Here is a 26,456-nt window from a genome sequence, read left to right on the forward strand (position 1 = left end):
GCGGGGCGGATGCCGCCGCCCGAACGCGTCGCGCCCTAATCGTCGTGGGTCAACGAGGGCACATCGCCCGCGCCCGCCGATCCGCGCCCCGACAGCGACGGGTTTTCCATGAAGAACCGATGACAGTTGAACAACGGTTCGCCCTCGGGCACGGGGTGGCGGGTGAAGGCACCCGAGGGTTCCATCACCCAGCTCTGCGCCGTGTCTGCCAGGTTCGCGGCCATGACCTGGCTGACGATCTGCGCCTTGACCGTCGGGTTCTTGATCTCGACCCCGGTTTCGACCCGGCGGTTCAGGTTGCGGCCCATCCAGTCGGCGGATGAGATGAACACCCGCGACTCCGCATGGGGCAGCCCGTGACCGTTGCCGAAACAGGCGATGCGCGAATGTTCCAGGAAACGTCCGATGATCGACTTGACCCGGATGTTGTCCGACAGCCCCTTGATCCCCGGTTTCAGCCCGCAAATCCCCCGGATGACGCAATCAATCCGCACCCCGGCCTGACTGGCGGCATAAAGCGCGTCGATCATGTCGGGCTCGATGAGCGAATTCATCTTGATCCAGATCTGCGCGGGGCGCCCGGCGCGGGCGTGTTCGGCCTCGGCGTTGATCAGGGCGATCATGGTGGGCTTGAGCGTGCTGGGCGAGATCACCACGTTCTCCATCCCCTCGGGACGGGCATAACCGCTGAGGTAGTTGAAGATCTTGGCCGCATCGCGCCCCAGTGCCGCGTCGCAGGTAAAGAACGACAGGTCGGTGTAGATCTTGGCGGTGATGGGGTGATAATTGCCCGTGCCCCAATGGGTATAGGTCACCAGCCGGTCGCCTTCGCGGCGCACCACCTGGGAAATCTTGGCGTGGGTTTTCCAGTCAAGAAAGCCATAGACCACATGCGCGCCCGATCGTTCCAGACGGCGCGACTGGCGGATGTTGGCGGCCTCGTCAAAGCGGGCTTTCAGCTCGACCAGGGCGGTGACGGATTTGCCCTCTTCGGCGGCTTCGCACAGCGCCTCGACGATGGGGGAATTGCGCGAGGTGCGATAGAGCGTCTGCTTGATCGCAACGACATCGGGGTCCAGCGCCGCCTGATGCAGGAAGCGCACCACCATGTCGAAGGTTTCATAGGGGTGGTGCAGCAGCATGTCCTTTTGCGCGATGGCGGCGAACATGTTGCCCTCGTGGTCCTGCACCCGTTCGGGTACGCGGGGGGTGAATGTCGGCCACAGCAGGTCGGGGCGCTCGTCGAGCACCAGTTCCTTGAGGTCGGCAATGCCGATCATGCCGTTCAGTTCGATCACCTCGTCGTCGCGCACATGCAGTTCATCCTGAACCGCGCGGCGCAGCGCATCCGGCGCCCCGGCGCTGATGGTCAGGCGCACCACCTCGCCACGCCGCCGCCGCTTGAGCGCGACCTCGAACTCGCGCACGAGGTCCTCGGCCTCTTCCTCGACTTCCAGGTCGCTGTCGCGCAGCACGCGAAAGCCGAAATGTTCCTTGACCCGGTAGCCGGGAAACAGGCTTTCGATATGCAGCAGCAGCACGTCTTCCAGATAGATGAACCGGAACTGCCCGGAATCCGAGGGCAGCCGGATGAAGCGGTCGATCTGATGCGGAATGGGCAGCAGGGCGGACCGCACCCGGCGGTCTTTCTTGCGTTCCAGCTGGATCGCAAGGCAGTAGCCCATGTTGGCGATGAACGGGAACGGATGCGCCGGGTCGATGGCCAGCGGAGACAGCACCGGAAACACCTGCGTCAGGAACTGGTCTTCCAGATGAACACGGTCGGCCTCGGTCAGTTCGTCCAGCGGCACGATGTCGATGCCTTGCGCCGCCATTTCGGATTCCAGCTGGTACAGCACCTTTTGCTGGTGGTGCATCAGCCCGCGCGCGACTTCGTTGATCTGTTCAAGCTGCTGGGCGGGGGTCAGCCCGTCGGCGGCGGGGTTGGTGTTGCCCGCATGGGCCAGTTCGCGCAGGCCCGCAACGCGCACGGTGTAGAATTCGTCCAGATTGGTGGCCGAAATCGACAGGAAACGCAGGCGTTCCAGCAAGGGAACGCGCGGGTTTTCGGCCTCTTCCAGCACACGCCAGTTGAACCCGAGCCAGCTAAGCTCTCGGTTGTAAAAACGTGCGGGACCCTCGATGTCCATGTCGGGCATCTCGGTCGCGGCGGGAATGGGGGCGGTCAGGAAATCTGCGATGCTCATGGGCGGCTTATGCGTTGGAAATTGCAACAGGATCATGACGGATCATGCGATCATCGCAGGCCGGGGTCAATTGCGCGTTTCGTCCGGCGACCGGGGCGTGCGCGGTGCGTCCAGCGCCGGGGTCATGCGGGTCAGCACATCGCGGGCCAGTGCGCGGGTGATCCCCTTGGGGCGGCCCATGGCCTGGGCATCCAGCGCATCGACCAACGCCAGCGCGGCGGCAAAACGGCGTGGCATGTGACGCACCAGATAGAGAATGACCTCGGGGGCGGGCAGACAGCCGCGATCGTTCAGGGTTTTTGCGATGACCGCGCCCAGCAGATCGTCATCAGGGTCGGGCAGGGTGGCGGTCTGGGTCGCCTCCATCCGGCTGCGCAGGTCGGGCAGGGCCAGCCCCCACTGTCGTGGCGGGCTGGATGCGGTCAGCAGCAGGGCGCGCCGTTCGGCCAGGGCAAGGTTGTGCAGATGAAACAGCGCCTCTTCGGCCAGACGGTCGGTGGCGATGCGGTCGGCATCCTCGACACAGACCGGCGCGCGGGCCAGCGTGGGGATGTCGGCGCCCGGCAGGTCGCGGGCCGGCACGATGACGGCGCCGGTTTCCTTGGCCCAGACATGCGCAAGGTGGGTCTTGCCCGCGCCGCGCGGCCCCACAAGGATCATCTTGCCGTTGGGCCAGCCCGCCCAGTCGTCCAGCAACGCCACCGCAAGGCCGTTGGAGCGCGAGACATAATAATCCTCGCGCCGGAGCGCCTCACGCACGGGCAGGGGCAGGACAAGCTGTCGCGGGCGTCGCATGGCGGGGCTCACCTGTCGGTATCGCGGGAAAGGCCGGTGTACAGACGGCTTTCCTTGTACTGGTCCACCACGAACCGGATGACGACCCCGATGGCGGCGGCGACCGGCACCGCGACCAGCATCCCGATGAAACCAAAGATCGACCCGAACACCGACAACGCCAGGATCAGCCAGACCGGGTGCAGCCCGACCGAATCCCCCACCAGCTTGGGGGTCAGGAAATTGCCCTCAAGGAACTGACCGAAGAAAAAGATCCCCGCCACGGCGGCGATCCACACCCATTCGCCCCAGAACTGGAACAGGGCCAGCCCGATGGCCAACGCACCGCCCACGATGGCGCCCACATAGGGGATGAACGTCAGCATCCCCGCGACCACGCCCACCACAAGGCCGAAATTCAGCCCCACCAGCCACAGCGCAACCGCGTAATAGACCCCGAGGATAAGGCAGACCGACCCCATCCCCCGGATGAACCCGGCCAGCGTGTCGTCGATGCCGCGCGCAAGCTCGCGGATCACCGGCGCATGGTCGCGCGGCAGCAGGTCGTCGACCCGCGCCACCATGTTGTCCCAGTCCAGCAGCATGTAGACCGCCACAACCGGCACGATGACGAACAGCATCAGGATGTTGATCACCGATGCGGCCGATGTCAGCACCGTGTTCATCAGCTCTCCGCCGCGCTGCTTGACGGTATCGCCCAGCGACACAAGGGTTTCGCGCACCGGGTTGCCTTCGTTCATGACCTCGGGGAAATGCGACGTCAGAAAGGTCTGAAGCTTGCGGAAAAGCTGCGGCGCGGTATCCACCAGCTGCGTCGTCTGCTCGACCAGCGCGGGCACGACCGCCAGCGCAAGGATGACAAAGATCAGGATCGCGGCCACGGTGATCGCGGCGGTGGCGCCCGCGCGGCTCAGGCCCGCCCGTTCCAGACGGTCCGCCACCGGATCCAGAAAATAGGCAATCGCACTGCCCAGCACAAAGGGCAGCAGCACATCGCCGAGAAACCACAGCATGACCGCAAGCACCGCCGCCGCGATGCCCCAGTATTTCAGTTGCATCCGCACCGGCAATGCCATGTCGTGCCTTTCTGGGTAGACCTGCCCCTTCATCGCGATTTGGGCGCGCGGTTGCAAGGCCGCTGCGCGGCCCCTTGCCTGACCGCCGCCTTTCGCTTACCCCACCGCAAACCCCCAGTTTACACGAGGCCCGAATCATGCGCCTGTCCCGCTATTTCCTGCCCGTGCTGAAGGAAACGCCGTCCGAGGCGCAGATCGTCAGCCACCGCTACATGCTGCGCGCCGGCATGATCAAACAGGCCCAGGCGGGGATTTATTCCTGGCTGCCGCTTGGCTTCAAGGTGCTGCGCAAGATCGAAGATATCATCCATCAGGAACAGGCCCGCGCGGGTCATATCCCGCTGCTGATGCCGACGCTGCAATCGGCCGACCTGTGGCGCGAATCCGGGCGCTATGACGCCTATGGCGAGGAAATGCTGCGCATCACCGACCGTCACGGCCGCGACATGCTGTACACGCCCACCGCCGAAGAACTGATCACCGACATTTTCCGCTCCAACGTGTCGTCCTATAAGGACCTGCCGCTGACGCTGTATCAGATCCAGTGGAAATTCCGCGACGAGATCCGTCCCCGCTTCGGCGTGATGCGCGGCCGCGAGTTCCTGATGAAGGACGGCTACAATTTCGACCTGACCAGAGAGGACGCGCTGCACGCCTACAACCGCCATCTTGTCAGCTACCTGCGCAGCTATGAACGCATGGGCCTGCAGGCGATTCCGATGCGGGCTGACAGTGGCCCGATCGGCGGCGAGGACACGCATGAATTCCTTGTGCTCGCCGACACCGGCGAATCCGAGGTGTTCTACGATTCCCAGATCACCGACCTGAAATTCGGCGACCGCGCGATCGACTTCGACAGCGTCGAACAGTGCCAGGCGGTGATGGAGGAATTCACCTCGCGCTACGCCCGCACCGATGAAACCCATGTGCAGGCCGAATTCGAAACCCAGGTGCCGCAGGACCGCCGCCGCACCGCGCGCGGCATCGAGGTCGGGCAGATCTTTTACTTCGGCACGAAATATTCCGACGCGCTGAACGCCACCGTCAACGATGGCCAGGGCAAGGATGTCGCCGTGCATATGGGGTCGCACGGCATTGGCGTGTCGCGCCTGCTTGGCGCGATCATCGAGGCAAGCCATGACGACAAGGGCATCATCTGGCCCGAAGGGGTTACGCCGTTTCATTGCGGCATCGTCAACCTCAAGCAGGGCGACGCCGAGGCGGATGCCGCCTGCGACAGCCTGCACGCGGCGCTCGTCGCGCTGGGGCTGGACCCGCTCTACGATGACCGCAAGGAACGCGCGGGCGCGAAATTCGCCACGATGGATCTGATCGGCCTGCCGTGGCGCATCACCGTGGGGCCGCGCGGGCTGAAAAACGGCGTGGTGGAATTGACTTCGCGCCGCACCGGCGAATCCGAAGAACTGCCGCCCGAGGCCGCCGTGGCGAAAATCGCCGCCCTCTACGGGGCTATCGCGGCCTGATTCGGCGGGGTCCGCTGACACGGCGGACCCTTTTGCGCTATACTCTGCCTCATACGCCCCGCCAGAGGGCAAAAGGAGGCAGAGATGATCACCCGAGCCATCACCCAGGCCATTGCCCTCGCTGCCGGACTGACCGGCGCAGTCGGACTGTCGCAATTTCCCGAATTTTCGCAGCAATATACCCAGCGCCTCGGAGGCGCGGTGGATGAGCTGTCACGCGTGGTGGCGCGGTTTGACAGCGACGCCGCGGCGCTGGGGTTGAGCCGGGGAGAGGCGCTGCGCCAGCTGTCCACGGCGGGCGATTTCGGCGCGGCGCGCGCCCGGTCGATGCGCGAAACGATCATGCGCGAAACCCGCCTGGCCAGCGATCTTGCCGCGCTGGACGGGGCCGGCCCGTTCATGCGGGCGCGACTGGCCGCCCACATGGGCGACCGCGAAATCGCCGCGCGCGCCTGGGCCGCCTATCGCCCCGCGGTGCCCGCCACGTTCGAGGGGCTCAGTTACGCGGGTGTCGGGTTCGGGCTGGGCTGGCTAGGCATCGCTCTGCTTGCTGGTGTCGGGCGGCGCATCCTCCGTCGCAAGGCGCGACCCGCCCCTTCATCATGCTGAATAAACTCCCGCCGGAGGCGATCCCGACCGCTGCCAGGGGCGCCCGCTGTCGGAGGGGCGCTGCCCCCGCCCTTCGGGCCCCCCGGAGTTTAACCGGCAAGATGAAGCGCGGGGCGCAGCGCCCTTGTCAGACGGCGGCTTCGACTTCGGCCACGATGCCATCGACAAGTTGCCTCAGAAGGCCGTCATCCTCACATTCGACCATGACGCGGATCAGCGGCTCGGTGCCGGATTTGCGGATCAGCAGGCGGCCCTTGCCATCGAGCCGGGCCTCGGCTTCGGCAATTGCGCCCTGAACCGACGCGGTTTCCAGCGGGGTCTGCCCGGCGGCATACCGGACGTTCTTCAACAGCTGCGGCACCGGTTCAAAGCGGCGGGCCAGGGCCGAGGCGGGCTGGCCGGTGCGTACCATTTCGGCCAGAAACTGCAGTCCGGCCATCAGCCCGTCGCCGGTGGTGGCATAATCGGTCATGACGATATGCCCCGACTGTTCGCCTCCCAGGTTCCAGCCATTGGCGCGCATCGCTTCGACCACATATCGGTCGCCGACCTTGCTGCGTTCCAGTCGCAGGCCGCGCGCGGTCATGAACCGTTCCAGCCCGAGGTTCGACATGACCGTCGATACCAGTACGCCGCCCTTCAGACGGCCTTCGTCCGCCCAGCGGCCCGCCAGCAGCGCCATCAGCTGATCGCCGTCCGCGACCGTCCCGGTTTCGTCGATCAGGATGATCCGGTCCGCGTCGCCATCAAGGCAGATCCCGATATCCGCACCATGCGCCACGACGGCCTCGGCCGCGACCTGTGGCTTGGTCGATCCGCAATTGTCGTTGATGTTCAGCCCGTTCGGAGAAGTTCCTACGGAAATCACCTCGGCGCCCAGTTCCCACAGGACTTCGGGGGCGGCCTTGTAGGCGGCACCGTTGGCGCAGTCGATGACCACCTTCATGCCCTCAAGGCTCAGCCCGTGGGGCAGCGAGGATTTCACCCGCTCCTGATAGCGAAAGCGCCCATCGTCGATGCGCCGGGCGCGACCGATGTTGTCTGCCTGCGCGGGCGCCACGCCGTCCGTGACCATCGCTTCGATCTCGGATTCGGCCTCGTCGGACAGTTTGAATCCGTCAGGACCAAAGAACTTGATGCCATTGTCTGCCGCCGGGTTGTGACTGGCCGAAATCATGATGCCGAGATCGGCGCGCATCGACGGTGTCAGCAGGCCCACCGCCGGCGTCGGTACGGGGCCAAGCAGCAGAACATTCATGCCCGTCGAGGTCAGCCCGGCAGTCAGCGCGTTTTCGAACATGTAGCCCGACAACCGGGTGTCCTTGCCGATCACGACGCGGTGGACGCCGCCCGCCTCGCGACGGAAATAGCGCCCGGCGGCGGCGCCGATGCGCAGCGCCGTCTCGGCGGTCATCGGGTGGATATTGGCGGTTCCGCGCACCCCATCGGTGCCGAACAAGTCACGAGTCATGGGAGTCTCCGTTTTCCACAGCCTGCCACAGCGCAAGCGCCTGGCGGGTCTGGGCAACATCATGCACGCGCAGGATCTGAACGCCCTGCGTCACCCCCGTCAGCGCTGCCGCGATCGAGCCGGGGGCGCGTGCGGCGGGGTCGGGCGCTTTGCCGATGCGCCCGATGAACCCTTTGCGCGACACGCCCAGCAGGATCGGGCAGCCGATGCCATGCAGCAGCGACAGCCCCCGCAAAAGCGCAAGGTTATGCTGCGTGGTCTTGCCGAAGCCGATGCCGGGGTCGATGACGATCTTGTCGCGCGCCAGGCCCGCCGCGACAAGCCGGTCTGCCTGGCCCGCCAGGAAATCATACACATCCAGCAGTACGTCATCGTAATGCGGCGCGTCCTGCATGGTTTGCGGGTCGCCCTGAGCGTGCATGATGCAAACCGGAAGCGCGTTGTCGACGCAGTAGTCGGCCAGCGCCGGATCGAAGGTCAGCCCCGACACGTCGTTGACCATCGAGGCGCCCGCGCGCATCGCGGCCCGCGCCACCGCCAGCTTGCGGGTGTCGATCGAGATCGGCAGCCCGGCCAGCGCGCGGATCACCGGCTCGGTTCGGCCGATTTCTTCGCCCACCGGCACCGTGGACGCGCCGGGGCGGGTGCTTTCGCCGCCGATGTCCAGCAGGTCGGCGCCCTCGGTCACAAGCGTGCGTCCACGCCGCGCCGCCTCGGGGGCAGTGCGGTCGCGCCCGCCGTCGGAAAAGCTGTCGGGGGTGACGTTGAGGATGCCCATGATTTGCGGACGGTCCATCGGCAGGCCCATCAGCGTGCCGCGCGGCGCGCTGAGCCGTGTCGCGACATCGTCGGGCAGATCCGACGCGGGCAGCCGGGTGACGCTGCCGTCGCGGCGATGGCGCGCGACATGGGTGAACCAGCGCGGGCTTCCGGCCAGCGGCAAGGCGTTATCAGGGCGCGGGCGGTCCGAGCGGACGAGGGGGCGGAAATAGTCCTGCATGGCGCGCGTTGTGCCCCCCGGCGCGGGAATTGGCAAGCGGGGCGCACGCGACGTGTTTCAGAGCGTGACAGCCCGCGCGGGCAGCGTGATCGCGTCCGGCAAGGGGGCGCCGATGGCGACCAGTTCGCAGGCCTCGATCGTCGCCGCGAACCAGGCGGCAAGGGCGACCGCGTCGCGCGGCTGTCCGACCGGGCCGTCGGTGGCGTCGAGCACGATTTTCGACGGTGCCCAGATGCAGATCTGGCCGTTGCGCATGGCCCAGTCCAGTTCCGTGCGGGTGGAAACCACCTTGCAGCGCGGATTGCGCGCGGCCAGCACCCAGCCGTTCTGTTCTATGGCGAGCAGGTCGATGCGCCGCTGCGCCAACGGGTGCGCGGCGACGGGGCGGGGGGTGTCGGGCAGGCCGATGCACAGGATCAGCGGCGCGGTGTCGGCCAGCAGCCCGTCGATCCAGCTGCTCAGTGCGTCCGACGCGATGGCCGCATTCGACAGAAAGACAACGCGCGGGTGTGGGCGGGGGCGCGCGACCTCTTGCAGGTGGCCGCCGTAATCGCCGCGCGTGCGCACGATCTCGACTCCCAGCGCGCCGGGGCCACGATCCAGTTTTTCGATGCGCAGGAAGACGCGCATCGCCTGGGGTTCGAGCAGGATGCGTTCGGCGATGCGTTCCGCCAGCGTTTCCAGAAGGTTGAGCCGCTCGGCGGCAAGCTCGGTGGTGATCGCCTCGGTCACCCGGTCATAGCTGAGGATGCGGTCGACGTCGTCGTCCAGCGCGCCGCCCGCTGGCGCGACCTCGACCACCACGTCGAACCGGATACGCTGGGTGTGGCCGCGTTCGGCCTGAAAGGCGCCGATCTCGACCTCGCGCACATGGTCGCGCAGCGAAATGCGATCGCGCGGGGCGCTGCCTTCGGTCGAGATCGCCCGTTCGGACGGGTGTGCAAAGGCAAGGCGGATCTCGTCGGGCATGGGGGGCTCCGGTCTGGCGGCGGTCTGTGGGCGCCTGTAAGCGGCGCTGCCGGCGTCTGTTTACCGCAATGCGCGCCGGGGCGCGAGACCCGGACGCGGCGCTTTGACAGCCGCTTGCGTCAGTTGCTGCTGACCCGATAGCCGGCGCGATAGAACTGATGGTCGCCAATCGCGGCGGTCTTGGTAAAGCTCTTGGCCCAGTAGGGTTTGACCGCATGGGTGTGATAGAAAGTGGCGCCTTCGGTCAGGGCGCGGGGCGCGCCGTCGATCATTTCACGGGCGATCTTGCCGGCGGTGTCCCAGGCGGCCGGCTCGGCGATGGTCTCGGGCAGGCCGTCGCAGGTGTAGGTGAACTGGCAGGCATGCTTGCGCCCGGTGCCCTGGTTCACCACGCCGCAGACGGAATTGGGAAAGCGCGGGGAATCGACCCGGTTCATGATGACCTCGGCCACGGCGAACTGCCCCTTGACCGTTTCGCCGCGCGCTTCGAAATACAGCGCCTCGGCCAGACATTCCCACTGGGTGCTGCCGTCTGCGCGCGGCTGTCGGGCCAGCCAGCTGCGGTTATAGGAAAAGGGGACGACCGCCCCGGTCGCATCCGGTGCGATCAGCGCATTCAGCCGCGACGGCGTTGCGGAGCGAAGTCCCTGCTGTTCCAGCTTGACCAGTTGGCGAAAACTGTCTTTCTCTAATTCGGCAGCAGCAGGCTGGCCCACGGCAAGTGCCGCCAGCGCGAACGTCATTGCTTTGATCATCTGTCCCTCTTTACATCTCGAACGCGGCTCCCCAAAGCCGTCTGTCGTCCGGAGGGCTGGCTATTAAAATTGTTCCCGACCGTCCACCCACAGGGCAGGAAGTCGGCGGATTTCGGCCCAACAGTCTTGTAAATACGATAGATTTTGCGGTGAAAAATCGTGCAGCTATGCGATCTTGTCCCTGATCGCCAACTGCGCCGCCGCCAGCCGGGCGACCGGGACCCGAAAGGGCGAACAGCTGACGTAATCGATTCCCGCGCTGCGGCAGAAGGCAATCGATTCGGGATTCCCGCCGTGTTCACCGCAGACCGACAGCATGACACCGCCATTGGCCCGGCGCCCGCGTTCGACCCCGATGCGGATCAGCTCGCCCACGCCCTCGGCGTCAAGGCGGTGGAATGGATCCTCGGGGAACACGCCCTGCTGAACGTAATGCGACATGAACCGCCCCGCGTCGTCGCGTGACAGCCCGTAGGTCATCTGCGTCAGATCGTTGGTGCCGAAGGACAGGAAATGCGCGTGTTGCGCGATTTCATCCGCGCGCAGGCAGGCGCGGGGTGTTTCCACCATCACCCCCAGCGAGTAGTCAAAGTCGCGCCCGCGCTCGTTGCGCACCGCAGCGGCGACCGCATCGATCCGGGTGCGCACGATTTCGACTTCGCGGCAGGCCGAGACCAGCGGCAGCATGATTTCGGGAACCACAGCCGCGCCGATGCGGCTGGCATCCAGCGTCGCCTCGAAAATGGCGCGCGCCTGCATGTCGTAGATTTCGGGCACGGTGATGCCCAGCCGCACGCCACGCATTCCCAGCATCGGGTTGTACTCGCCCATGCTGGCCACCCGGCGCGTCACCTCGGAAATCGGACGATCCACCGCCTCGGCCAGCGCGCGCAGCCCGGCACGATCATTGGGCAGAAATTCGTGCAACGGCGGATCGAACAGGCGAATGCAGACGGGCATGCCTTCCATGATGCGGAAAAGTTCTGTGAAATCCTTGCGTTGCATGGGCAAAAGTCGCGCCAGCGCGGCCTCGCGATCCTTGGGACTGTCGGCAAAGATCATCTCGCGCATGGGTGTGATGCGGTCGTCTTCAAAGAACATGTGTTCGGTCCGGCACAGCCCGATGCCCTGCGCCATGAAGTTGCGCGCGGTGGCGGCATCCTGGGGCGTGTCGGCATTGGCGCGCACGCCGATGTCGCGTTCGGCATCCGCCCAGGACATGAACACATGGAACACGTCGTCCAGCGCCGCCTCGATCATCTTCGGCGCGCCAGCCAGCACCTGACCCGCGCTGCCATCGACGGTGATGATGTCGCCTTCGTGAAAGCGCCGGCCGTCTTCGGCCAGCAACAGCTTGTCGTCATGGCGAAAGCCCATGCGCACCGCGCCCACCACGCACGGCAGGCCGATGCCGCGCCCGATCACCGCCGCGTGGCTGGTCATGCCGCCGCGTTCGGTCAGCACCGCGACGGCCGCGTGCATGCCACGCACGTCCTCGGGCGAGGTTTCGCGTCGCACCAGAACGCAGGGTTCACCCCGCGCCGCCGATGCCTGCGCCTCGTTCGAGCTGAACACGATTCGGCCCGTCGCCGCGCCGGGCGATGCCGCGACGCCGCGCCCGATGGCGTCGCGCTGTGCGTCGGGATCGACCTGGCGGTGCAGCAATTCGGTCAGGCTGTGCGGCTCGACCCGCATCACCGCCTCTTGGCGGGTGATGATTTCGTCTTCGGCCAGACGCACGGCGATGCGCAGTGCCGCGCGCGAACTGCGCTTGACCCGGACGCCGTCAAGAACATGCACCTGCCCGTTTTCGATGGTGAATTCGATCTGCATTTCGGCGCGCAGCTTGTTGCGCATGTAGGCGGCGTATTGCTTGAGCTCTTCGAACGCCGCAGGTTCCAGATCCTCCAGCGACGGGCCACGCGGGTCGCGCGCCAGATACAGCGCCGCCTGTCCGCCCTGCAGCGCCTCGCGGCCCTGGCTTTGCGACAGGTAACGCCCGGTCACCTGGGGCAGGCCTGTGTCCGAATCGACCAGTTGCAACACGCCCGAACCGCATTCGCCGATGCCCAGCCCCAGCGCCATTTCCTGAACGATCAGGCCCAGACCGGCATCCACCGGCGCGCCCTTGGCCTGGCGCAGCAGCCGGGCGGTGGTGCCTTCCCAAGCGCGCGCCATCGAGCGCAGCACCTCGGCCAGCTGGCGTTCGGCGCATTGGGGAAACGGTTCTTCGGCCTGTTCTTCATAGGCTTTCAGCGCCTGGGCCAGACCTTCCTGGCCGACCGATTCGATTTCCTCGAACGCGTCCGGGTCAAGCCGCGCGACGTGAATAGCAAAGGACATGACGAACCGCTGATACAGCGCGCTTGCCGCATCCTTGCCGATCTTGTCGCGCAGTCGGGCATAGGTCGCGTCGTTCATACCGATGTTCAGCACTGACCCCGGACCGCCCCAATCCATATCCTCGGACGAATGGCGCACGCACAGCAGGGCGCTGTCGGGAAAGCGCGACAGAATCGCGTGAATGTCGGGCAGATCGCCCTGGGCGATGCGGTGCACCGTGCCAAAACCAAGCGCCACAGTGCGCGGCACGGGCAGACCCAGCCGGACAAGCCGTTGCAGACATTTGGCCCGCCCCCCATGGGTCGGCACCGAAATCGGAGCCGTCGCCGTGACCAGCGTCACGTTGGGGTCTTGTTCTTCCTGTCGAAGCGTATCGGGCACGTGGGCGTCCATCCGGAGTTTCCGCACTGCAGCATAACCCGGAAAAGGGTCATGATACTATCACCTTTGATTGCGAATATATGGTTAGCGTGCGTTCGGGCCCGCGGCAAGTTTGGTATACCGCCGCGGGACAAGCAGGTGATGCGTTGTCACGCTGTGGCAACGCCCGGTCAGGACACCGGAAATCGGGCCGGCTCAGCCGTCAAGGCGCGTCAGATCAGCCACTTGCAGGCAGGTGGTGCGGATGCGCGACAGAAGGTTGAGCCGGTTGCGCCTTACCACGGCGTTGTCGGAATTGACCTGAACCGCCTCGAAAAACGCATCAATCGGGCCGCGCAGACCGGCCATGGCGGACATCGCCTTGCCGAACGCCTCCTTCTGCATCGCAGGCTTGATCACAGCATCAGCGGCGTCGAGCGCCGCGAAAAGCGCCGTTTCCTCGGGCGTCTCGGCGAATTTTGCATCCGCACCAAAGCTGTATTCGACGCCGTCGTTTTCCTCGGCCTGGGTCAGGATGTTGTTCGCCCGCCTGAACCCCTGAACGAGGTTGGCGCCGTCTTCGGTGTTCAGCGTCTCGCTCAGCGCGCGGGCACGGGCGACCACCAGCGACAGGTCGTCACTGCCGGGCATGGCGAGCACCGCGTCGATCACGTCGTGGCGGATGCCTTCGTCGCGCAGATGGACCTTGAGGCGGTCGTGCAAGAAAGAGAGAAGGTCATCGGAAAAAGGTCCAATCTCGTCGGAGAAATCCCGATCCTTCAGAGAATCCTCGAAAAGCTCAAAGCCAGACATCTTCAAAAGCGCATTTGAGCCTGAGCAAGCGTTGATCCAGTCCCTAGCAAGAATGTTCTTCTTCAGAGCCGTTTCAGTTTGCGGTCTTAGATTTGTTCGAATGCCGTTCACCAACACCAGCCTAATCACCCCCAAAGCCGCGCGGCGCAGGGCGAAGGGGTCTTTAGACCCGGTGGGTTTTTCGTCAATCGCCCAGAATCCGGTCAGCGTGTCCAGCTTGTCGGCCAGCGCCACGGCGACCGACACCGGCGCGGTGGGCACGTCGTCGGACGGGCCAAGGGGGGAGTAGTGGTCTTGCGCCGCTGCAGCGACTTCGGTGGGCAGGTTCGCCGCCGAAGCATAGTAGCGCCCCATCAGGCCCTGAAGCTCGGGGAATTCAAACACCATTTCCGATGACAGATCGGCCTTGGCGACGCGTGCGGCCTGTTCGGCAAGGTCCGCATCGGCCCCGACCATCGGCGCGATCTCACGCGCAAGCGCGGCGATGCGGTCGATGCGGTCCTTTTGGCTGCCAAGCTTGTTGTGGAAGGTCACGTTGGCCAGCCGCTCGGTCCACGCCTCCAGCCCGTCGTTTTTGGCAACGCGCAGATCGTTTTCCCAGAAAAACTTGGCGTCTGAAAGGCGCGCCGACAGTACCTTGTTGTTGCCCGCAAGGATGGTGGCGCCATCATCGGCGGTCTCGATATTTGCAACGGTCACGAAACCTTCGATACGGCTCGTCGCCGGGTTGCGTACGGAAAAGAATTTCTGGTGCTCTTTCATCGAGGTCTGCAGCACCTCGGGGGGCAGGCCAAGGAAATCTTCGCCAATCCTGCCCATCAGCACCACGGGCCATTCCACCAACCCCGCGACCTCGGCCAGCAGGCCGGCGTCTTGCACGACCTCAAGCCCTAGAGCAAAGGCGCGGTTGGTGGCGTCGTGCCAGATGGTGTCGGCGCGTTCGGTCGCGGACAGGATGACGCGGGCGCGTTTCAGCTTGGCCTCGTAATCGTCAAAGCCGGTCACGTCAAACGCACCGCTGCCCATGAAACGGTGGCCCTGCGTGCTGCGCCCGGCGGTGATGCCATCAACGGTCAGCGGCACAACTTCGGAGCCCTGTTCATCACTCAGCAGGCACAGGATGGAGTGCAGCGGGCGCACCCAGCGCAGGCTGCCCGCGCCCCAGCGCATGGATTTGGGCCAGGGAAAGTTGCGGATGGTCCGTTCCAGCACCTCGGCCACGATCTCGGCGGCGGGGCGGCCCGGCTTTTCGAGGATCGCGAACAGCACGGTGCCCTTTTTGTCAGCGCGTTCCTCGCATTGCGCGCGCGCCACACCGGCGCCGCGCAGAAACCCGTCGATCGCCTTTTGCGGCGCGTCGACCCTGGGGCCGCGCCGTTCCTCGCGGGTGGCGGGCGAGGCGGCCAGCACCCCCGACAGGGTCAGCGTCAGGCGCCGGGGCGTCGAAAACGCGGCCGCCCCGGCGTAGGTCAGACCGCTTTCGACCAGTCCGTCCGTCACCAGTTTCTTCAGGTCCTCGGCGGCACGGGTCTGCATGCGCGCGGGGATTTCTTCGGAAAAGAGTTCGATCAGAAGGTCGGGCATTGTTTCACCAGGGTGTTCTGCCCCAGACACGGGATCTGCGGGCAAGGATTTGCCCTGGTGGATAGCCGGATGAGGGGGCAGGGTAAAGCCTTACCCCGCCCGCATCCGTCACGCGGCGGCCTCGCGCAGCTTGCCCTCGGCCTCCAGCTTGGCGCGGCGTGCCAGGGTCATGACATCCGGTCCGGACCGGCGGGGGATGATGCGATAGGCGGCCTCGACGAAATTCTCGACACCAAAGCCGACCAGTCCGGCGGCGATGACCCCCATCAGGATACCGCCGTAGGGGGCGGACCGGATCTCGCCCAGGGCTGCCCCAACGCCGCCCGCCTGTCCCGAATCATGGGTCAGGCCCGCGTAAAAGATCAGCGCGCCGATGATGCCGATCACGATGCCCTCGGCCAGAAGGCCCGCTTTCATCGCCGGGTCAAGCTTGCGGGCAAGGGGCGTGACACGGATGTCGGCCTTGTACTTTTCGGCGATGCCCTTGTGCGCGTAATAGATCCCGGCGCCGATGGTGACGAGGCCCGCCGCCATGACGAAATACGGCCCCCAGGGCACCGCCATCAGCTTTTGCGTGGCGGTCTGGGTACCGTCGCCCCCACCGCCGCCGCCCATGGCGCTTGCGGCGACCGACACGCCGATGGCACCGTGGATCACCCCGGTGACGGCCTGCCCGGCGCGCGCGGCAAGGCCCTTGGCGTCGGAGCCCTTGCATTCCAGATCCATGGCGGCGTCGATCAGACGCCAGACCATATACGCGATCAGACCGATCGCGATCACCCACAACAGCGCGGCCCCCCAGGGCTGGCCGCGCAGGGTGACAAGCGCACCGGTCGTGCCCCGCGCCTGGCCGCCGTAGACGGCTGCTGACAGGGCAAGGCCGCCCACGATGACGTAGACGGCGCCGCGCGCGGCGTAGCCGGCGCGCATGACGGGAACGACCCAGGCGGGTGCTTTTTTTGCGGGCATGAAATCCTCTCCTCTGATGACAGAACAGCGCGCGTTGGGGGATTTGGTTCCCATCCCGCGGTGGGGTCGCCCGGTTGCGCCGGCGTGGGTCGCCGCCGCGCCGGTAAAGGCGAGGGTGAACAGGCGCGCGCCGCCGACGGGGCGTGGTGCTGGCCAGAAAGGCTGCGACGCCCCGCATGTGCTTCACGCTCTCGTGATGCGCGAAATTGAAACCGCGCGCCCCTCGCCTTCGTGACTCATGGCAGATCCGGGCGATCAACGCCCGGACCGTTCCGAGGAGGATTTCGAACATGACCATCAGGACCAACGCCCTTGCCGCCGCCGCGCTGATCGGCCTTGCCGCACCCGCCTTCGCGCAGACCACGGAGAACCCGATGGTTGGCGGAGCCGCGATGTATGCGGACAAGACCATCGTCGAAAATGCCGTCAACTCGGCCGATCACGAAACGCTGGTGGCAGCGGTCAAGCAGGCCGGCCTTGTCGAAACCCTGAGCGGCGAAGGCCCGTTCACCGTCTTCGCGCCGACCGACGATGCCTTCGACATGATCTCGGACGACAGCCTTGGCCAGTTGATGATGGACGAGAACAAGGCGCAGCTTGCCAGGATCCTGACCTGCCACGTCGTCGCGACCTCGGCCATGTCAAGCGCCATCGCGGGCATGATCGCCGATGACGGCGGCGTCCACCCGGTGCCGACCGTGGGCGGATGCACGCTTCAGGCCCGGATGGACGGCGACCGCATCGCGCTGACCGACGAGCAGGGGCGCACGGCCCATGTCACCATCGCGGACGTCATGCAGTCGAACGGCGTGATCCACGTCATCGACCGGGTGCTGCTGCCCGCCATGTAAGGGCAAACATACGGCCCGGACCGGGCACGGCTTTGCCCCCCCGTATGCCTTGCGCCGGAGCCGTCGCCCCCGGTGGACAGATCGTCCGCCGGGGGTATATTCGTTCGCACGACCGCAAGAGGCGCGCGGGACTAGACCCAGAGATCCGACCCCGAGCGCGCCCGGCGCACCGGACGCGCAGGCGTAAACCCGTGAGGTCATCCGCTCGGCGGTCGAGTGGTGCGCGATGCTCAGCGGTCCGGAATACCGGGTGATGCGGGAACAAGGCACCGAGCGGGCCTCTGCCCCGGCGCTCAACGACGAAAACGCGGCAGAGATTTTCTGAGCGGGGGCTATGGCTTGGCGGTCTATGCACCGGTCCCCGGGTGCGACAGCGGCACAGGCCAACCGTTGTTTTGGCCGCCGCTTGGGCACGTCTTTGACGGCGGCCAGCAGCCAACCGGCAAAAAGCATCGCTTCGCTGGCTTTCGGCCAAGCCGAGCGCGGTGGTGATGGCCCGCGCCGCAAGGGCGCTTGCGGAGGGGATGGGGTGACCTGTGCGCCCAGGGGAAAGACGCACAGGTCTGGTCGGTTCGTGAGTGCCGGAATGCGCGAGGGACGGGTAGGTCGCAGCATCACAAGCCCGCCGTAGCTCAGGTTAACACAACCCTGCGGGGTAAAGTCAACTTATTATTCCCGCATATGTCGACGCCCCGCCACCCCGCCACCCACGCCCGCGACCCGATTTGCCGCCATCACCACCACGATGACACGGCTGCGCATTGCCGCATGCCGGACCAGCGACTTGCAGCGGGCAATCCAAGACCCGTCCATCGCCGTTTCGTCATCGTTGACCGAAAATTCCTGCGGAGCCAAAGACTTCGGATGTGGTGCCCCGCTGCCGCCCTATTTGAAGTTGCGGCTGTCCTTGATCTGGTCCCAGGCCCAGACAACCTCTTGCAGCTGCTCTTCCTGGCTGCGGTCGCCGCCGTTCATGTCGGGATGCAGCACCTTGATAAGCGCCTTGTAGGCCTTGCGCACATCCGACTTGGTCTGGGCCTTTTCGACATCCAGGATCTCCAGCGCCTTCTTTTCGGTCGGCGGCAGGCGTCGCCCGCCCCCGGTGGGCGCGTTGCGCCCCGGATTGCGCGTGGCATTGTCGCCCAGCACCTGATGCGGGTCCTCGATCCCCAGACGGGCCCAGGCGCGGGCCTCGGGGTCGCGGTAATCCTTGGTCTTGCGCTCCCACACCTTGTCGGAACTTTGCTGGGCGTTCATCTCGGCCTCGGTCTTGCCGTCAAAGAAGCTCCACCGCGCATTGTATTCGCGCACATGGTCCTTGCAGAACCAGTACCAGTCATCCAGCACATCGGGGGCCTTGGGCGCGCGAAACTTGCCCGGCTCGCTGCACCCTTCATGGTCGCACAGGCGGGTCGAGGTTTCCTGTTCGCCGGTCATTCCCCGCCGGCCGCGCGGGTTCTTCTTCTTCGAAGTCTTCACCGACATATCGAAACCGAAGGGGTCGCTTCTGCTCATGGTCTCACCTTTTCGACTCGGACGTGGGAGTTTAGACAATCGGGGAACAGATAGAAGAGGCAAGGAGTCGAAAAATGACCAGACTGGCGGAAATCGAGACACGGCTGCGCGAGGCATTTGCACCGACGCAGCTGGATGTGCGCAACGACAGCGCGCGCCATGCGGGGCATGGGGGCGACGATGGCAGCGGTGAAAGCCATTTTCACGTTCACATGCGCGCGCCCGCCATGGCTGACCTGACCCGCGTGGCGCGGCACCGCGCGGTTCACAAGGCGCTGGGGCAAGAGCTGACCGGCGCGATCCACGCGCTGTCGCTTGACCTTGGGGCCTGACAGCGCGGCCTGAGTTGGGGCCTGAGTTGGGGCCTGCGACTGGGCCTGAGACTGGGCCTGAGACTGGGCCTGACCCGGCGGCTTGACAGCAGCGCAGGGCGACGGGCGCTCAGCCGCCGGCGGGGTGCTTGTCGTCGGTCGCCGGCGCCTCGGTGTCAGCGGCGCCTTCGCCGGCGGTGTGTGGGTCCGAGCCCGCATCCCGGCGCGGCGCTGGGTCCGGTCGCAGCGGGCCTGGGACGGGCGGGGCCATCTGAGAGCTGCGCGCCAGATCCGCAGCGGACGCCAGCCTGCGGCCTTCAAGCGCGGCCGTGCCTTCGGCCACGGCGCTTTCGGCCTCTGTGCCTTCCATTCGGGCGCGGCGGAACACCAGAAGGTTGCGCCAGACACTGGTGCTGGACGTCAGGCCGCTGCGTTCCTCGCTGGGCAGGGTTTCCGAGCGCAGATATTCCCAGCCGTCGGCGGCCATGTCGTTCATCGCCCGCTCGATCGCGCAGGCAAAACGCCCTTCTGCGGTCTTGATCCCGCGCGCCTTCTCGCCCTTTTGCGGGGCCGGCACCACCTTGTATTCATAGCTCGTCATGCTGGACCGCTCTTGTTGCTTCGGCCCATCCTAACAGCCCGCGAAACGGGCGTCACCCGGCGAACGGCCACCAGCGGCGCCCCAACGCGGGAAAAGACGGGGACCGGAACCTGGTCCACTCCCCGCCGAAACACTGAACTATCGTAACAAACAAGATTTTTGGACCGCGGCCGATCTATCCTGGCCGCAGCGCCGAGCGTCTTACGAACCCGGTAACGATATTTTAACATCTTCGGCATCCCGCGCGCAGTCAGGTATTCCTTACGTTGGGTCGGCCTGCCGCGCACGCGCTGTCGGCGTCCACGACCTTCTTGGCGGCGCGGGCGATCACCAGCTCTTCGTTGGTGGGAATGACCATCACGCGCGCCCGGCTCATGTCGGTCGAGATCACCGTATCGCCTGCCGCGTTGCGCGCACGGTCAAGGTCCAGCCCGATCCAGCCCATGCCCTCGCAGACCCGTTCGCGGATCAGGCGCGAATTTTCCCCGATGCCGCCGCAGAACACCAGCGCGTCCAGGCCTCCCAGCGCCGCCGCCAGCCCGCCGAGTTCGCGCCGGATGCGAAAGACGAAATAGTCGATGGCCTCGTTCGCCTGCGTGCTTCCGGCAGCTTCAAGCGCGCGCATGTCGTTGGACAGTCCCGACAGACCCAGCAGGCCGGACCGGGTGTAGAACAGGTCGCGCACCTCGTCGATGGTCATGCCCTCCTGCTGCACGAGGTAAAAGATCACACCGGGGTCGATCTGCCCGGTCCGAGTGCCCATCGGCAGCCCGTCCAGCGCGGTGAACCCCATGGTCGACGCCACCGACCTTCCGCCGAGCATGGCGCACATCGACGCGCCGTTGCCCAGATGGGCGACGATCACGCGCCCCGCGTGGATCAGCGGGGCAGTGCGGTTCAGTTCACCGCTGATGTAGTCATAGGACAACCCGTGAAAGCCATAGCGCCGCACGCCCTTGTCGTAATAGTCGCGGGGCAGGGCAAAGGTGTCGTTCACCCAGGGATGCGACCGGTGAAAGGCGGTGTCGAAGCACGCGACCTGAACAGCATCGGGAAAGGCCGCGACGGCGGCGTCGATGCCCGCCAGATTGTGGGGCTGGTGGATCGGCGCAAAGGGTGACAGGCGGCGCAGTTCCGCCATCACCTGCGGTGTCAGCCGCATCGGCCCGTCATAGCTTGGCCCGCCATGCACGACGCGGTGGCCCACGACGGCGACCTGGGCCTCGGGGAAATGCTGGCGCAGCAGGGCCAGCGCGGTGGCGAGCGCCGATTTATGGTCGCTGGCTTCGGCGGGTGTCAGGTCGCGGCCAAGGGGCGGCATTCCGGCGCCGAAGCTGGCCTTCAGCGTCGGAGTCCTGCCGATGGAATCCACCAGCCCGACAGCCATCGCGACCGGCGTGGCCCCGATCGAGAACAGGCCGAATTTCAGCGATGAGGACCCGGCGTTCAGGGTCAGCGCCACGGGGGTGTTGGTCATGTCGATGCTCCGTTCGGACGGTGATGGAAGAGCCGCCGTCGATCTCGTGGATACCGCCCGTCAGGTGGCGTGCCTCGGGCCGGGCGACACGGGCGGCCATCGCCCCCGAGCCGCCGATGCCGTCCCGCAGGTGCATGGCGGCGAAGGCGATGGAATGCAACAGCGCGCCCAGCTTGCCCCATGTCGCGCCGATCCTGGCCATGGCGCCGTTCAGGCCGCGCGGTGGCGGCCGCGCGCAGGCACAGGCGATGGACTGTTTGCTGGCGATGCGGACGATCAGGGCCCGTTTGCCCGGCGGGGTGGAACATGGTGCGTCTCCTGTGCCTGTGCCTGTGCCTGTGCCTGTGCCTGTGCCTGTGCCTGTGCCTGTGCCTGTGTCGGGGCGTTTTGGGGGGCTCCACATGGGGGTAAAGCCGCCACGTCGCGATTCTGCATTGCGGCATATCAACAAGGTGGGTTTTGCCGCCGTGATCGCCCCTGCGGTGTCGCCACGATGCCGCAGGGGCGGGGTCACGACCGCATGGTGCCGTGGATTCCCGGCCATATCGGCGATGCGTGCCCCGCCTTTCAGCCGGTTCGTGCGCGCGAGTGCGGCGGATCACGGCGCGCGGGGCAAAGCGGTTCGCGGCGCTGGTGTATGAAAAGGGGCGCACCCTGCGGCGCGCCCCCGGTTGGCGTCGTCCCGTCGGGAACGGTCAGTGCGAATTATACGCGTGCTTTTCGTGCATCGCTGCGATGACGATCGTCCCGAAGGTGATCGCAAGCGCCAGCAACAGGAACAGCATCATGACCGCGGGCTTGTCGGCAAAGGTAAAGACCGCCTCGGCCCCGTCCCAGCTGTCGATCGGAGAAGTGTTCATAACAGGTGTCCTTTCTTATTCGGCCGGGGATGCGGCAACGCCGCCCGGCGTGGCCACGCTGACCGGACCGGGGATGTAGCTTTCGGGATAGGCCGACACGGGCACCTTGACGATGTCCAGACCCATTTCCTGTATGTGGTCGGGCACGCGCAGCAGGCCGAACACCTTGAGGATGAACGACACCACATAGCCGGGCACAAAGCCCAGCACAGCCATGGTCGCCGCACCGACGATCTGCCCCCAGAGCGACACCGGCGGCATGCCGTCGACATTGGGATAGCCGCTTGCAAAGATGCCGCAGGCCACCACACCGATCAGGCCACCGACGCCGTGCACCGGGAACGCGCCGACCGCATCGTCGATGCCCATCTTTTCCAGCCAGACCGCGACCATCGGAATGATGAAACCCGCAAAGGCGCCGAGCACGAAGGCAACGGGCGGGTAGTAGACATCGAGCCCCGAAGCGGCGGCAAAGATGCCGATCAGCGCGCCGGACATCATCCAGAACGGATCGCGGGTTTTCACCCAGGCGCCGATGATGCCGCCTGCCATGCCCATCAGCGTGTTGAACGCAAATGCCGACAGCGTGGTGGGCTGACCATAGATGTTGGTCCACTGCTCGCCGGGCATGTAGATGATGCACCCGCCAAGAAAGCCGAAGAAGCCGACGATAATCAGCATCAGGCCGGTGATGGTGAACGGCACATTATGCGCAAAGATGGCGTTGGCACTGCCGTCGGCGTTGAACTTTCCGACGCGCGGACCAAGGTTGAGCAGCACACCAAGCGCAAAGAAACCCGCGACCATGTGCACGACGCCGGCGGCGCCCACGTCATGATAGCCGAACTTGACCGTCAGCCAGCCTTGCGGATGCCAGCCCCAGGCGCCGCCCATGATCCAGACGACCGATCCCAGCAAGATGGCAAGGATCAGGAAACCGGCGGTCTGGATGCGCTCGATCACCGCGCCCGAGAAAATCGACGCCGTGGTGGCGGCGAACAGCGTGAAGGCCGCCCAGAAGATGCCGGTACCGTTGTCGGTCAGGTTCGGCCCCATCGACATTTCCCACGGCAAGCCCGAAGCGTCCTCGGCGGGCAGCAGACCATTGTAGAACGACAGGTAGATATACCAGCCGAAGAAATAGAAGGTCGGCACCATGAAGGCGAAGGCAAGGATGTTCTTGATCCCCGAGGCCAGCACGTTCTTGACCCGGCTTGCGCCCATTTCATAGGCCAGAAAGCCTGCGTGGATGGCGATCATCAGCGCCGTACACCACCAGTAGAATATTTCCGAATTGATCGTATCCGACATCGCGGTGCTGCTTTCCAGCGCAGCCAGCCGTTCTGTCAGGGCGGCGAGTTCCTGTTCCATTGTCCGTCGTTCCCCATTGTTGGTTTTCTGGGTCAAAAGGTATCGGCAGGGCTTTTGACGCCCCCTGAACCCCAGAGTGAAGAAAGTTTCCTCTGAGCAAATCCCGGCGCAAGTGCGGCGGGGTCAATTGTCGGGTTTGTTCGCACAAAGGCAGAAACCGCGCCCGTTTGCGGTTTTTCTGGGCGCTCTGGAAACGGCGACTGCCTGCCTTGCAGGCGGCTCTATCCAAGAGAATAAAAATTTCCCCTCAGTAATATATTTCGCTGGACAGACGGCGGGCCGACGAGGCTGATTTGACCCAGCCAAGGACAGCAGGGACGGTCATCATGGATATCGAAAGCTTCGTCGAACAACAGGGCCGCGCCGATCTGGTCCGCCAAGTGCGCGCGAAAATCGACGCTCTGGGCATCGAATACCTTTACCTTCAGTTCGTGTCGGTCACCGGCAAGATCATGGGCAAGGGCATTCCGTCCGATCACTGGGAAAGCGTCGCGCAAAAGGGCTTTCAGCTGGTCTATGGCTCGACCGTGAACCTGTTCACCGACCGGGGCGGCAATTATCTGGGCTACGGCCCGGAAGCGGCCGAACTGGTCGGCATCCCCGAACCCGAAACATTCATGCAGCTGCCCTGGGCGCCGGAAATCGGCCGGATGTTCTGCACGCTGTTCCGCAACCGCGAGGAAAAGGTCGACCCCGGTGCGTATCTGACCGCCGACAGTCGTGGCAACCTGCGCCGCATGCACGAGGCGTTCAAAAAGAAGCACGGGCTGCAACTGCGCATGGGCACCGAGCCCGAAATGATGTGGCTGAAATACGACGAGAACGGCAAGCCGTCCGAGGGGATGTCCAAGCCCTATTGCTACCACATCCACCAGTTCGAGGCGCTGCGCCCGGTGTCGATGCAGGTCATCCGCTACTCGCGCAAGATGGGCCTGGACATGATCCAGGGCGATCACGAAGACGCGCCCGGCCAGCTGGAACTCAACTGGGCCTTCGACGACGTGCTGCGCAACGCCGACCGCCTGACCACCTACCGCCAGCTTTGCGCGCAGGTGGCGCGGGAAAACGGTATATTCGCCTGCTTCATGACCAAGCCGTTCATGGGCGTCAGCGCCTCGGGGTGCCATCACAACATGTCGCTCTGGACCGAAGGGCAGGACAAATTCCGCCGCACCGGCAACGATCCCGACACCCTGCCGGGGATGAAGGACAATTACATGTACGTCTCGGGTGGCGAAAACACGTTCATGCCCGACACGGACGACCCGCAGATGCCGGGCCAGACCGGCCTCAAGGCCATCGGCGGCGTGGTGCAGCATCTTCAGGCGCTGACCGCCATCGGGGCATCGACGGTGAACAGCTATCGACGCCTGTGGGACACCGGGTTCTGGGCGCCTGTGTTCAGCGACTGGGGGTTCCAGAACCGCACCACCGGTTTGCGCGTGTCGGCGCCGGGGCGGTTCGAATACCGCTCGGTCGATTCGATGGTGAACCCGTATCTGATGGGGTCCACCCTGCTGGCGGCGATGGATGACGGGCTGGACAACGCGCTGGACCCCGGCGCGCCCGAGGAGCGCAACATCTATGATGCCATCGCGCAGGGCAAAAAGGTCAAGAAACTGCCAATGTCTCTGGGCGAGGCGCTGATCCACCTTGAAAACGACGAGGTGGTGCAGCGCGGTCTTCCGGGCGAGATGTTCCGCCTGTACCATGAATACAAGTCGGATGAATGGGCGCGGTTCATGTCGACCGTGACCGATTGGGACAAGGACACATACATGGAATGCCTGCCATGAGCCTTGAAACGCAATTCCCGGATGCGCCGTTTCTGGATGTGGCGAATCCGGCCTTTTCCCTGCGCTCGGAGCCGGTGCGCGCAGCGCGCGGCAAAAGCTGGTACGCCCGCACGCCCTATGGGCTTGCGGTGCTGCGCCACAAGGAAATGGGGCAACTGCTGACGCACAAGTCGCTGATCCAGGGCAGCCATGCGTGGCCGGCGCTGAACGGGGTCACCACGGGGGTGTTCGCCGATTGGTGGAACAAGTCGATCCTCGTCACCGAAGGCGATGATCACTGGCGGTTGCGCAAGCTGGTGAACCCGGCATTCTCGCCCGGGACCGTCAAAGCGCTGATGCCGCATTTCGAACGCATCGCCAACGATCTGGCGGATGGGTTCATCGACCGGGGGTGCTGTGATTTCATGGCCGAATTCGCCGACCCCTACGCCGCGCGGGTGCTGTGCCTGCTGCTGGGCCTGCCAGAGAAAGAGGCACCGTTCATCCTGCGCACCTCGGCCACCATGGGGCTGGCGCTGGGGGTGAACTTTCCCGATCTGGTCGACACGATCGAGGCGGCGACGGTCGAGCTTGGCGATTATATCTCGGACGTTCTGAAAGCGCGCGAAACCGCGCCAGGCGATGACATCCTGTCGGTGCTGGTTCAGGCGCGCGAAGACGGCGACCGCCTCTCGCAAGAAGAACTGTGGAACGTCGCCCTGATGCTGGCCTTTGCCGGGGTGGATACGACGCGCAACCAGCTGGGGCTTGGAATGTCGATGTTCGCCGCCCATCCCGATCAATGGGAGGCGCTGGCCGCCGACCCGTCGCTGGACATGGCGGCGGCGACCGAGGTGATGCGGATGCGCCCGACGATCACCTGGGTGTCGCGCGAGGCCATCGAGGATTTCGAATACGGCGGTATCACCATCCCGAAGGGCACCGTGCTGCATCTTTATTCCGAAAGCGCTGGCACCGACCCCGAGGTCATGGCGGACGCGCCGTTCGACATCACTGCCAGGCGGGCGCGCAATTTCGGGTTCGGCGGCGGGGTGCATCATTGCCTTGGCAACCTGGTGGCGCGCAACGACATGGCGGTGGCCTACCGGGTGTTGTCGGCGCGCATGTCCGCGCCGGTGGTGGACGCGCGGGCGACGTGGCTGGCGGACAGCGGCAACACCGGGCCGATCGCGCTGCCGATCACGTTTTCGGCGCGCTGAGGCGGTTTTACCGGCTTGAACAGGGGCGGGCCTATCCGGG

General features: G+C 65.4%; 21 protein-coding genes. 6 read left to right on the forward strand and 15 right to left on the reverse strand.

Annotated features, from left to right (window positions below; translation table 11 throughout):
• Positions 1-35: 35 nt before the first annotated feature.
• From ATI53_RS11820 to ATI53_RS11830, 3 genes are all read right to left on the reverse strand, one after another.
• Complete coding sequence (locus tag ATI53_RS11820) at positions 36-2,207, reverse strand: RNA degradosome polyphosphate kinase (RefSeq protein ID WP_009503470.1); 2,172 nt, start codon at positions 2,205-2,207, stop codon at positions 36-38.
• 66 nt (positions 2,208-2,273) lie between these two features.
• A complete protein-coding gene (locus ATI53_RS11825) occupies positions 2,274-3,002 on the reverse strand; it encodes a P-loop NTPase family protein (protein WP_111550472.1) in 729 nt (242 codons plus the stop codon).
• Between the two features lie 8 nt (positions 3,003-3,010).
• Positions 3,011-4,078 (reverse strand): AI-2E family transporter, encoded by a 1,068-nt coding sequence (locus tag ATI53_RS11830; RefSeq protein ID WP_009503472.1) that lies wholly within the window; start codon positions 4,076-4,078, stop codon positions 3,011-3,013.
• 137 nt (positions 4,079-4,215) lie between these two features.
• Between ATI53_RS11830 and proS the strand changes: the two genes are divergently transcribed.
• Together proS and ATI53_RS11840 are read left to right on the forward strand one after the other, a co-directional pair.
• Positions 4,216-5,562 carry a proline--tRNA ligase gene (gene proS, locus ATI53_RS11835; protein WP_009503473.1) on the forward strand — a complete coding sequence of 449 codons (1,347 nt, stop codon included), beginning with the start codon at positions 4,216-4,218 and terminating at the stop codon, positions 5,560-5,562.
• A gap of 84 nt (positions 5,563-5,646) precedes the next feature.
• Entirely contained in the window at positions 5,647-6,171 is a 525-nt protein-coding gene (locus ATI53_RS11840) for a DUF2937 family protein (protein WP_009503474.1), read from the forward strand.
• 127 nt (positions 6,172-6,298) lie between these two features.
• On the opposite strand, the gene glmM is transcribed toward ATI53_RS11840, so the two are convergent.
• The 7 genes from glmM to ATI53_RS11875 all read right to left on the reverse strand — a co-directional run bounded on the left by glmM (position 6,299) and on the right by ATI53_RS11875 (position 16,435).
• Complete coding sequence (gene glmM, locus ATI53_RS11845; protein WP_009503475.1) at positions 6,299-7,642, reverse strand: phosphoglucosamine mutase; 1,344 nt, start codon at positions 7,640-7,642, stop codon at positions 6,299-6,301.
• The gene (folP, locus tag ATI53_RS11850) at positions 7,632-8,642 is read right to left on the reverse strand and encodes a dihydropteroate synthase (RefSeq protein ID WP_009503476.1); all 1,011 of its coding nucleotides are present in this window, start codon (positions 8,640-8,642) and stop codon (positions 7,632-7,634) included. Before folP ends, glmM begins: the two co-directional genes overlap by 11 nt.
• A gap of 57 nt (positions 8,643-8,699) precedes the next feature.
• A complete protein-coding gene (locus ATI53_RS11855; protein WP_111550473.1) occupies positions 8,700-9,611 on the reverse strand; it encodes a dihydroneopterin aldolase in 912 nt (303 codons plus the stop codon).
• Positions 9,612-9,730: 119 nt separating this feature from the next.
• The gene (locus ATI53_RS11860) at positions 9,731-10,366 is read right to left on the reverse strand and encodes a cell wall hydrolase (RefSeq protein ID WP_034451861.1); all 636 of its coding nucleotides are present in this window, start codon (positions 10,364-10,366) and stop codon (positions 9,731-9,733) included.
• Between the two features lie 165 nt (positions 10,367-10,531).
• Entirely contained in the window at positions 10,532-13,102 is a 2,571-nt protein-coding gene (locus ATI53_RS11865; protein WP_009503479.1) for a putative PEP-binding protein, read from the reverse strand.
• Positions 13,103-13,285: 183 nt separating this feature from the next.
• Positions 13,286-15,466, reverse strand: a complete 2,181-nt coding sequence (glyS, locus tag ATI53_RS11870) for a glycine--tRNA ligase subunit beta (protein WP_009503480.1) — start codon at positions 15,464-15,466, stop codon at positions 13,286-13,288.
• Between the two features lie 108 nt (positions 15,467-15,574).
• On the reverse strand, positions 15,575-16,435 hold the full coding sequence (locus ATI53_RS11875; protein ID WP_111550474.1) for a DUF1206 domain-containing protein: 861 nt from the start codon (positions 16,433-16,435) through the stop codon (positions 15,575-15,577).
• A gap of 290 nt (positions 16,436-16,725) precedes the next feature.
• Here ATI53_RS11875 and ATI53_RS11880 point away from each other — a divergent pair, with 290 nt between their 5' ends.
• Positions 16,726-17,286, forward strand: coding sequence for a fasciclin domain-containing protein (locus ATI53_RS11880; protein WP_009503482.1), 561 nt, complete (start codon positions 16,726-16,728; stop codon positions 17,284-17,286).
• Between the two features lie 885 nt (positions 17,287-18,171).
• Here the strand turns inward: ATI53_RS11880 and ATI53_RS11890 are convergent.
• On the reverse strand, positions 18,172-18,801 hold the full coding sequence (locus ATI53_RS11890; protein ID WP_009503484.1) for a DnaJ domain-containing protein: 630 nt from the start codon (positions 18,799-18,801) through the stop codon (positions 18,172-18,174).
• A gap of 74 nt (positions 18,802-18,875) precedes the next feature.
• Between ATI53_RS11890 and ATI53_RS11895 the strand changes: the two genes are divergently transcribed.
• A complete protein-coding gene (locus ATI53_RS11895; RefSeq protein WP_009503485.1) occupies positions 18,876-19,133 on the forward strand; it encodes a BolA family protein in 258 nt (85 codons plus the stop codon).
• Between the two features lie 109 nt (positions 19,134-19,242).
• Here ATI53_RS11895 and ATI53_RS11900 read toward each other — a convergent pair whose 3' ends face one another.
• From ATI53_RS11900 to ATI53_RS11915, 4 genes are all read right to left on the reverse strand, one after another.
• The gene (locus tag ATI53_RS11900) at positions 19,243-19,713 is read right to left on the reverse strand and encodes a DUF4177 domain-containing protein (RefSeq protein WP_111550476.1); all 471 of its coding nucleotides are present in this window, start codon (positions 19,711-19,713) and stop codon (positions 19,243-19,245) included.
• A gap of 250 nt (positions 19,714-19,963) precedes the next feature.
• On the reverse strand, positions 19,964-21,190 hold the full coding sequence (locus ATI53_RS11905) for an acetate/propionate family kinase (RefSeq protein WP_111550477.1): 1,227 nt from the start codon (positions 21,188-21,190) through the stop codon (positions 19,964-19,966).
• Between the two features lie 695 nt (positions 21,191-21,885).
• Entirely contained in the window at positions 21,886-22,050 is a 165-nt protein-coding gene (locus tag ATI53_RS23270) for a hypothetical protein (protein ID WP_009503488.1), read from the reverse strand.
• 15 nt (positions 22,051-22,065) lie between these two features.
• A complete protein-coding gene (locus tag ATI53_RS11915; RefSeq protein ID WP_009503489.1) occupies positions 22,066-23,421 on the reverse strand; it encodes an ammonium transporter in 1,356 nt (451 codons plus the stop codon).
• A gap of 326 nt (positions 23,422-23,747) precedes the next feature.
• On the opposite strand from ATI53_RS11915, the gene ATI53_RS11920 reads away from it, so the two are divergent.
• Together ATI53_RS11920 and ATI53_RS11925 are read left to right on the forward strand one after the other, a co-directional pair.
• Positions 23,748-25,217: a glutamine synthetase family protein gene (locus ATI53_RS11920; protein WP_009503490.1), complete on the forward strand. Its 1,470-nt coding sequence runs from the start codon at positions 23,748-23,750 to the stop codon at positions 25,215-25,217.
• Positions 25,214-26,416: a cytochrome P450 gene (locus tag ATI53_RS11925; RefSeq protein ID WP_111550478.1), complete on the forward strand. Its 1,203-nt coding sequence runs from the start codon at positions 25,214-25,216 to the stop codon at positions 26,414-26,416. Before ATI53_RS11920 ends, ATI53_RS11925 begins: the two co-directional genes overlap by 4 nt.
• Positions 26,417-26,456 lie beyond the last annotated feature (40 nt).

The organism is Salipiger aestuarii (genome assembly GCF_003259905.1).
Lineage (GTDB): Bacteria > Pseudomonadota > Alphaproteobacteria > Rhodobacterales > Rhodobacteraceae > Salipiger > Salipiger aestuarii.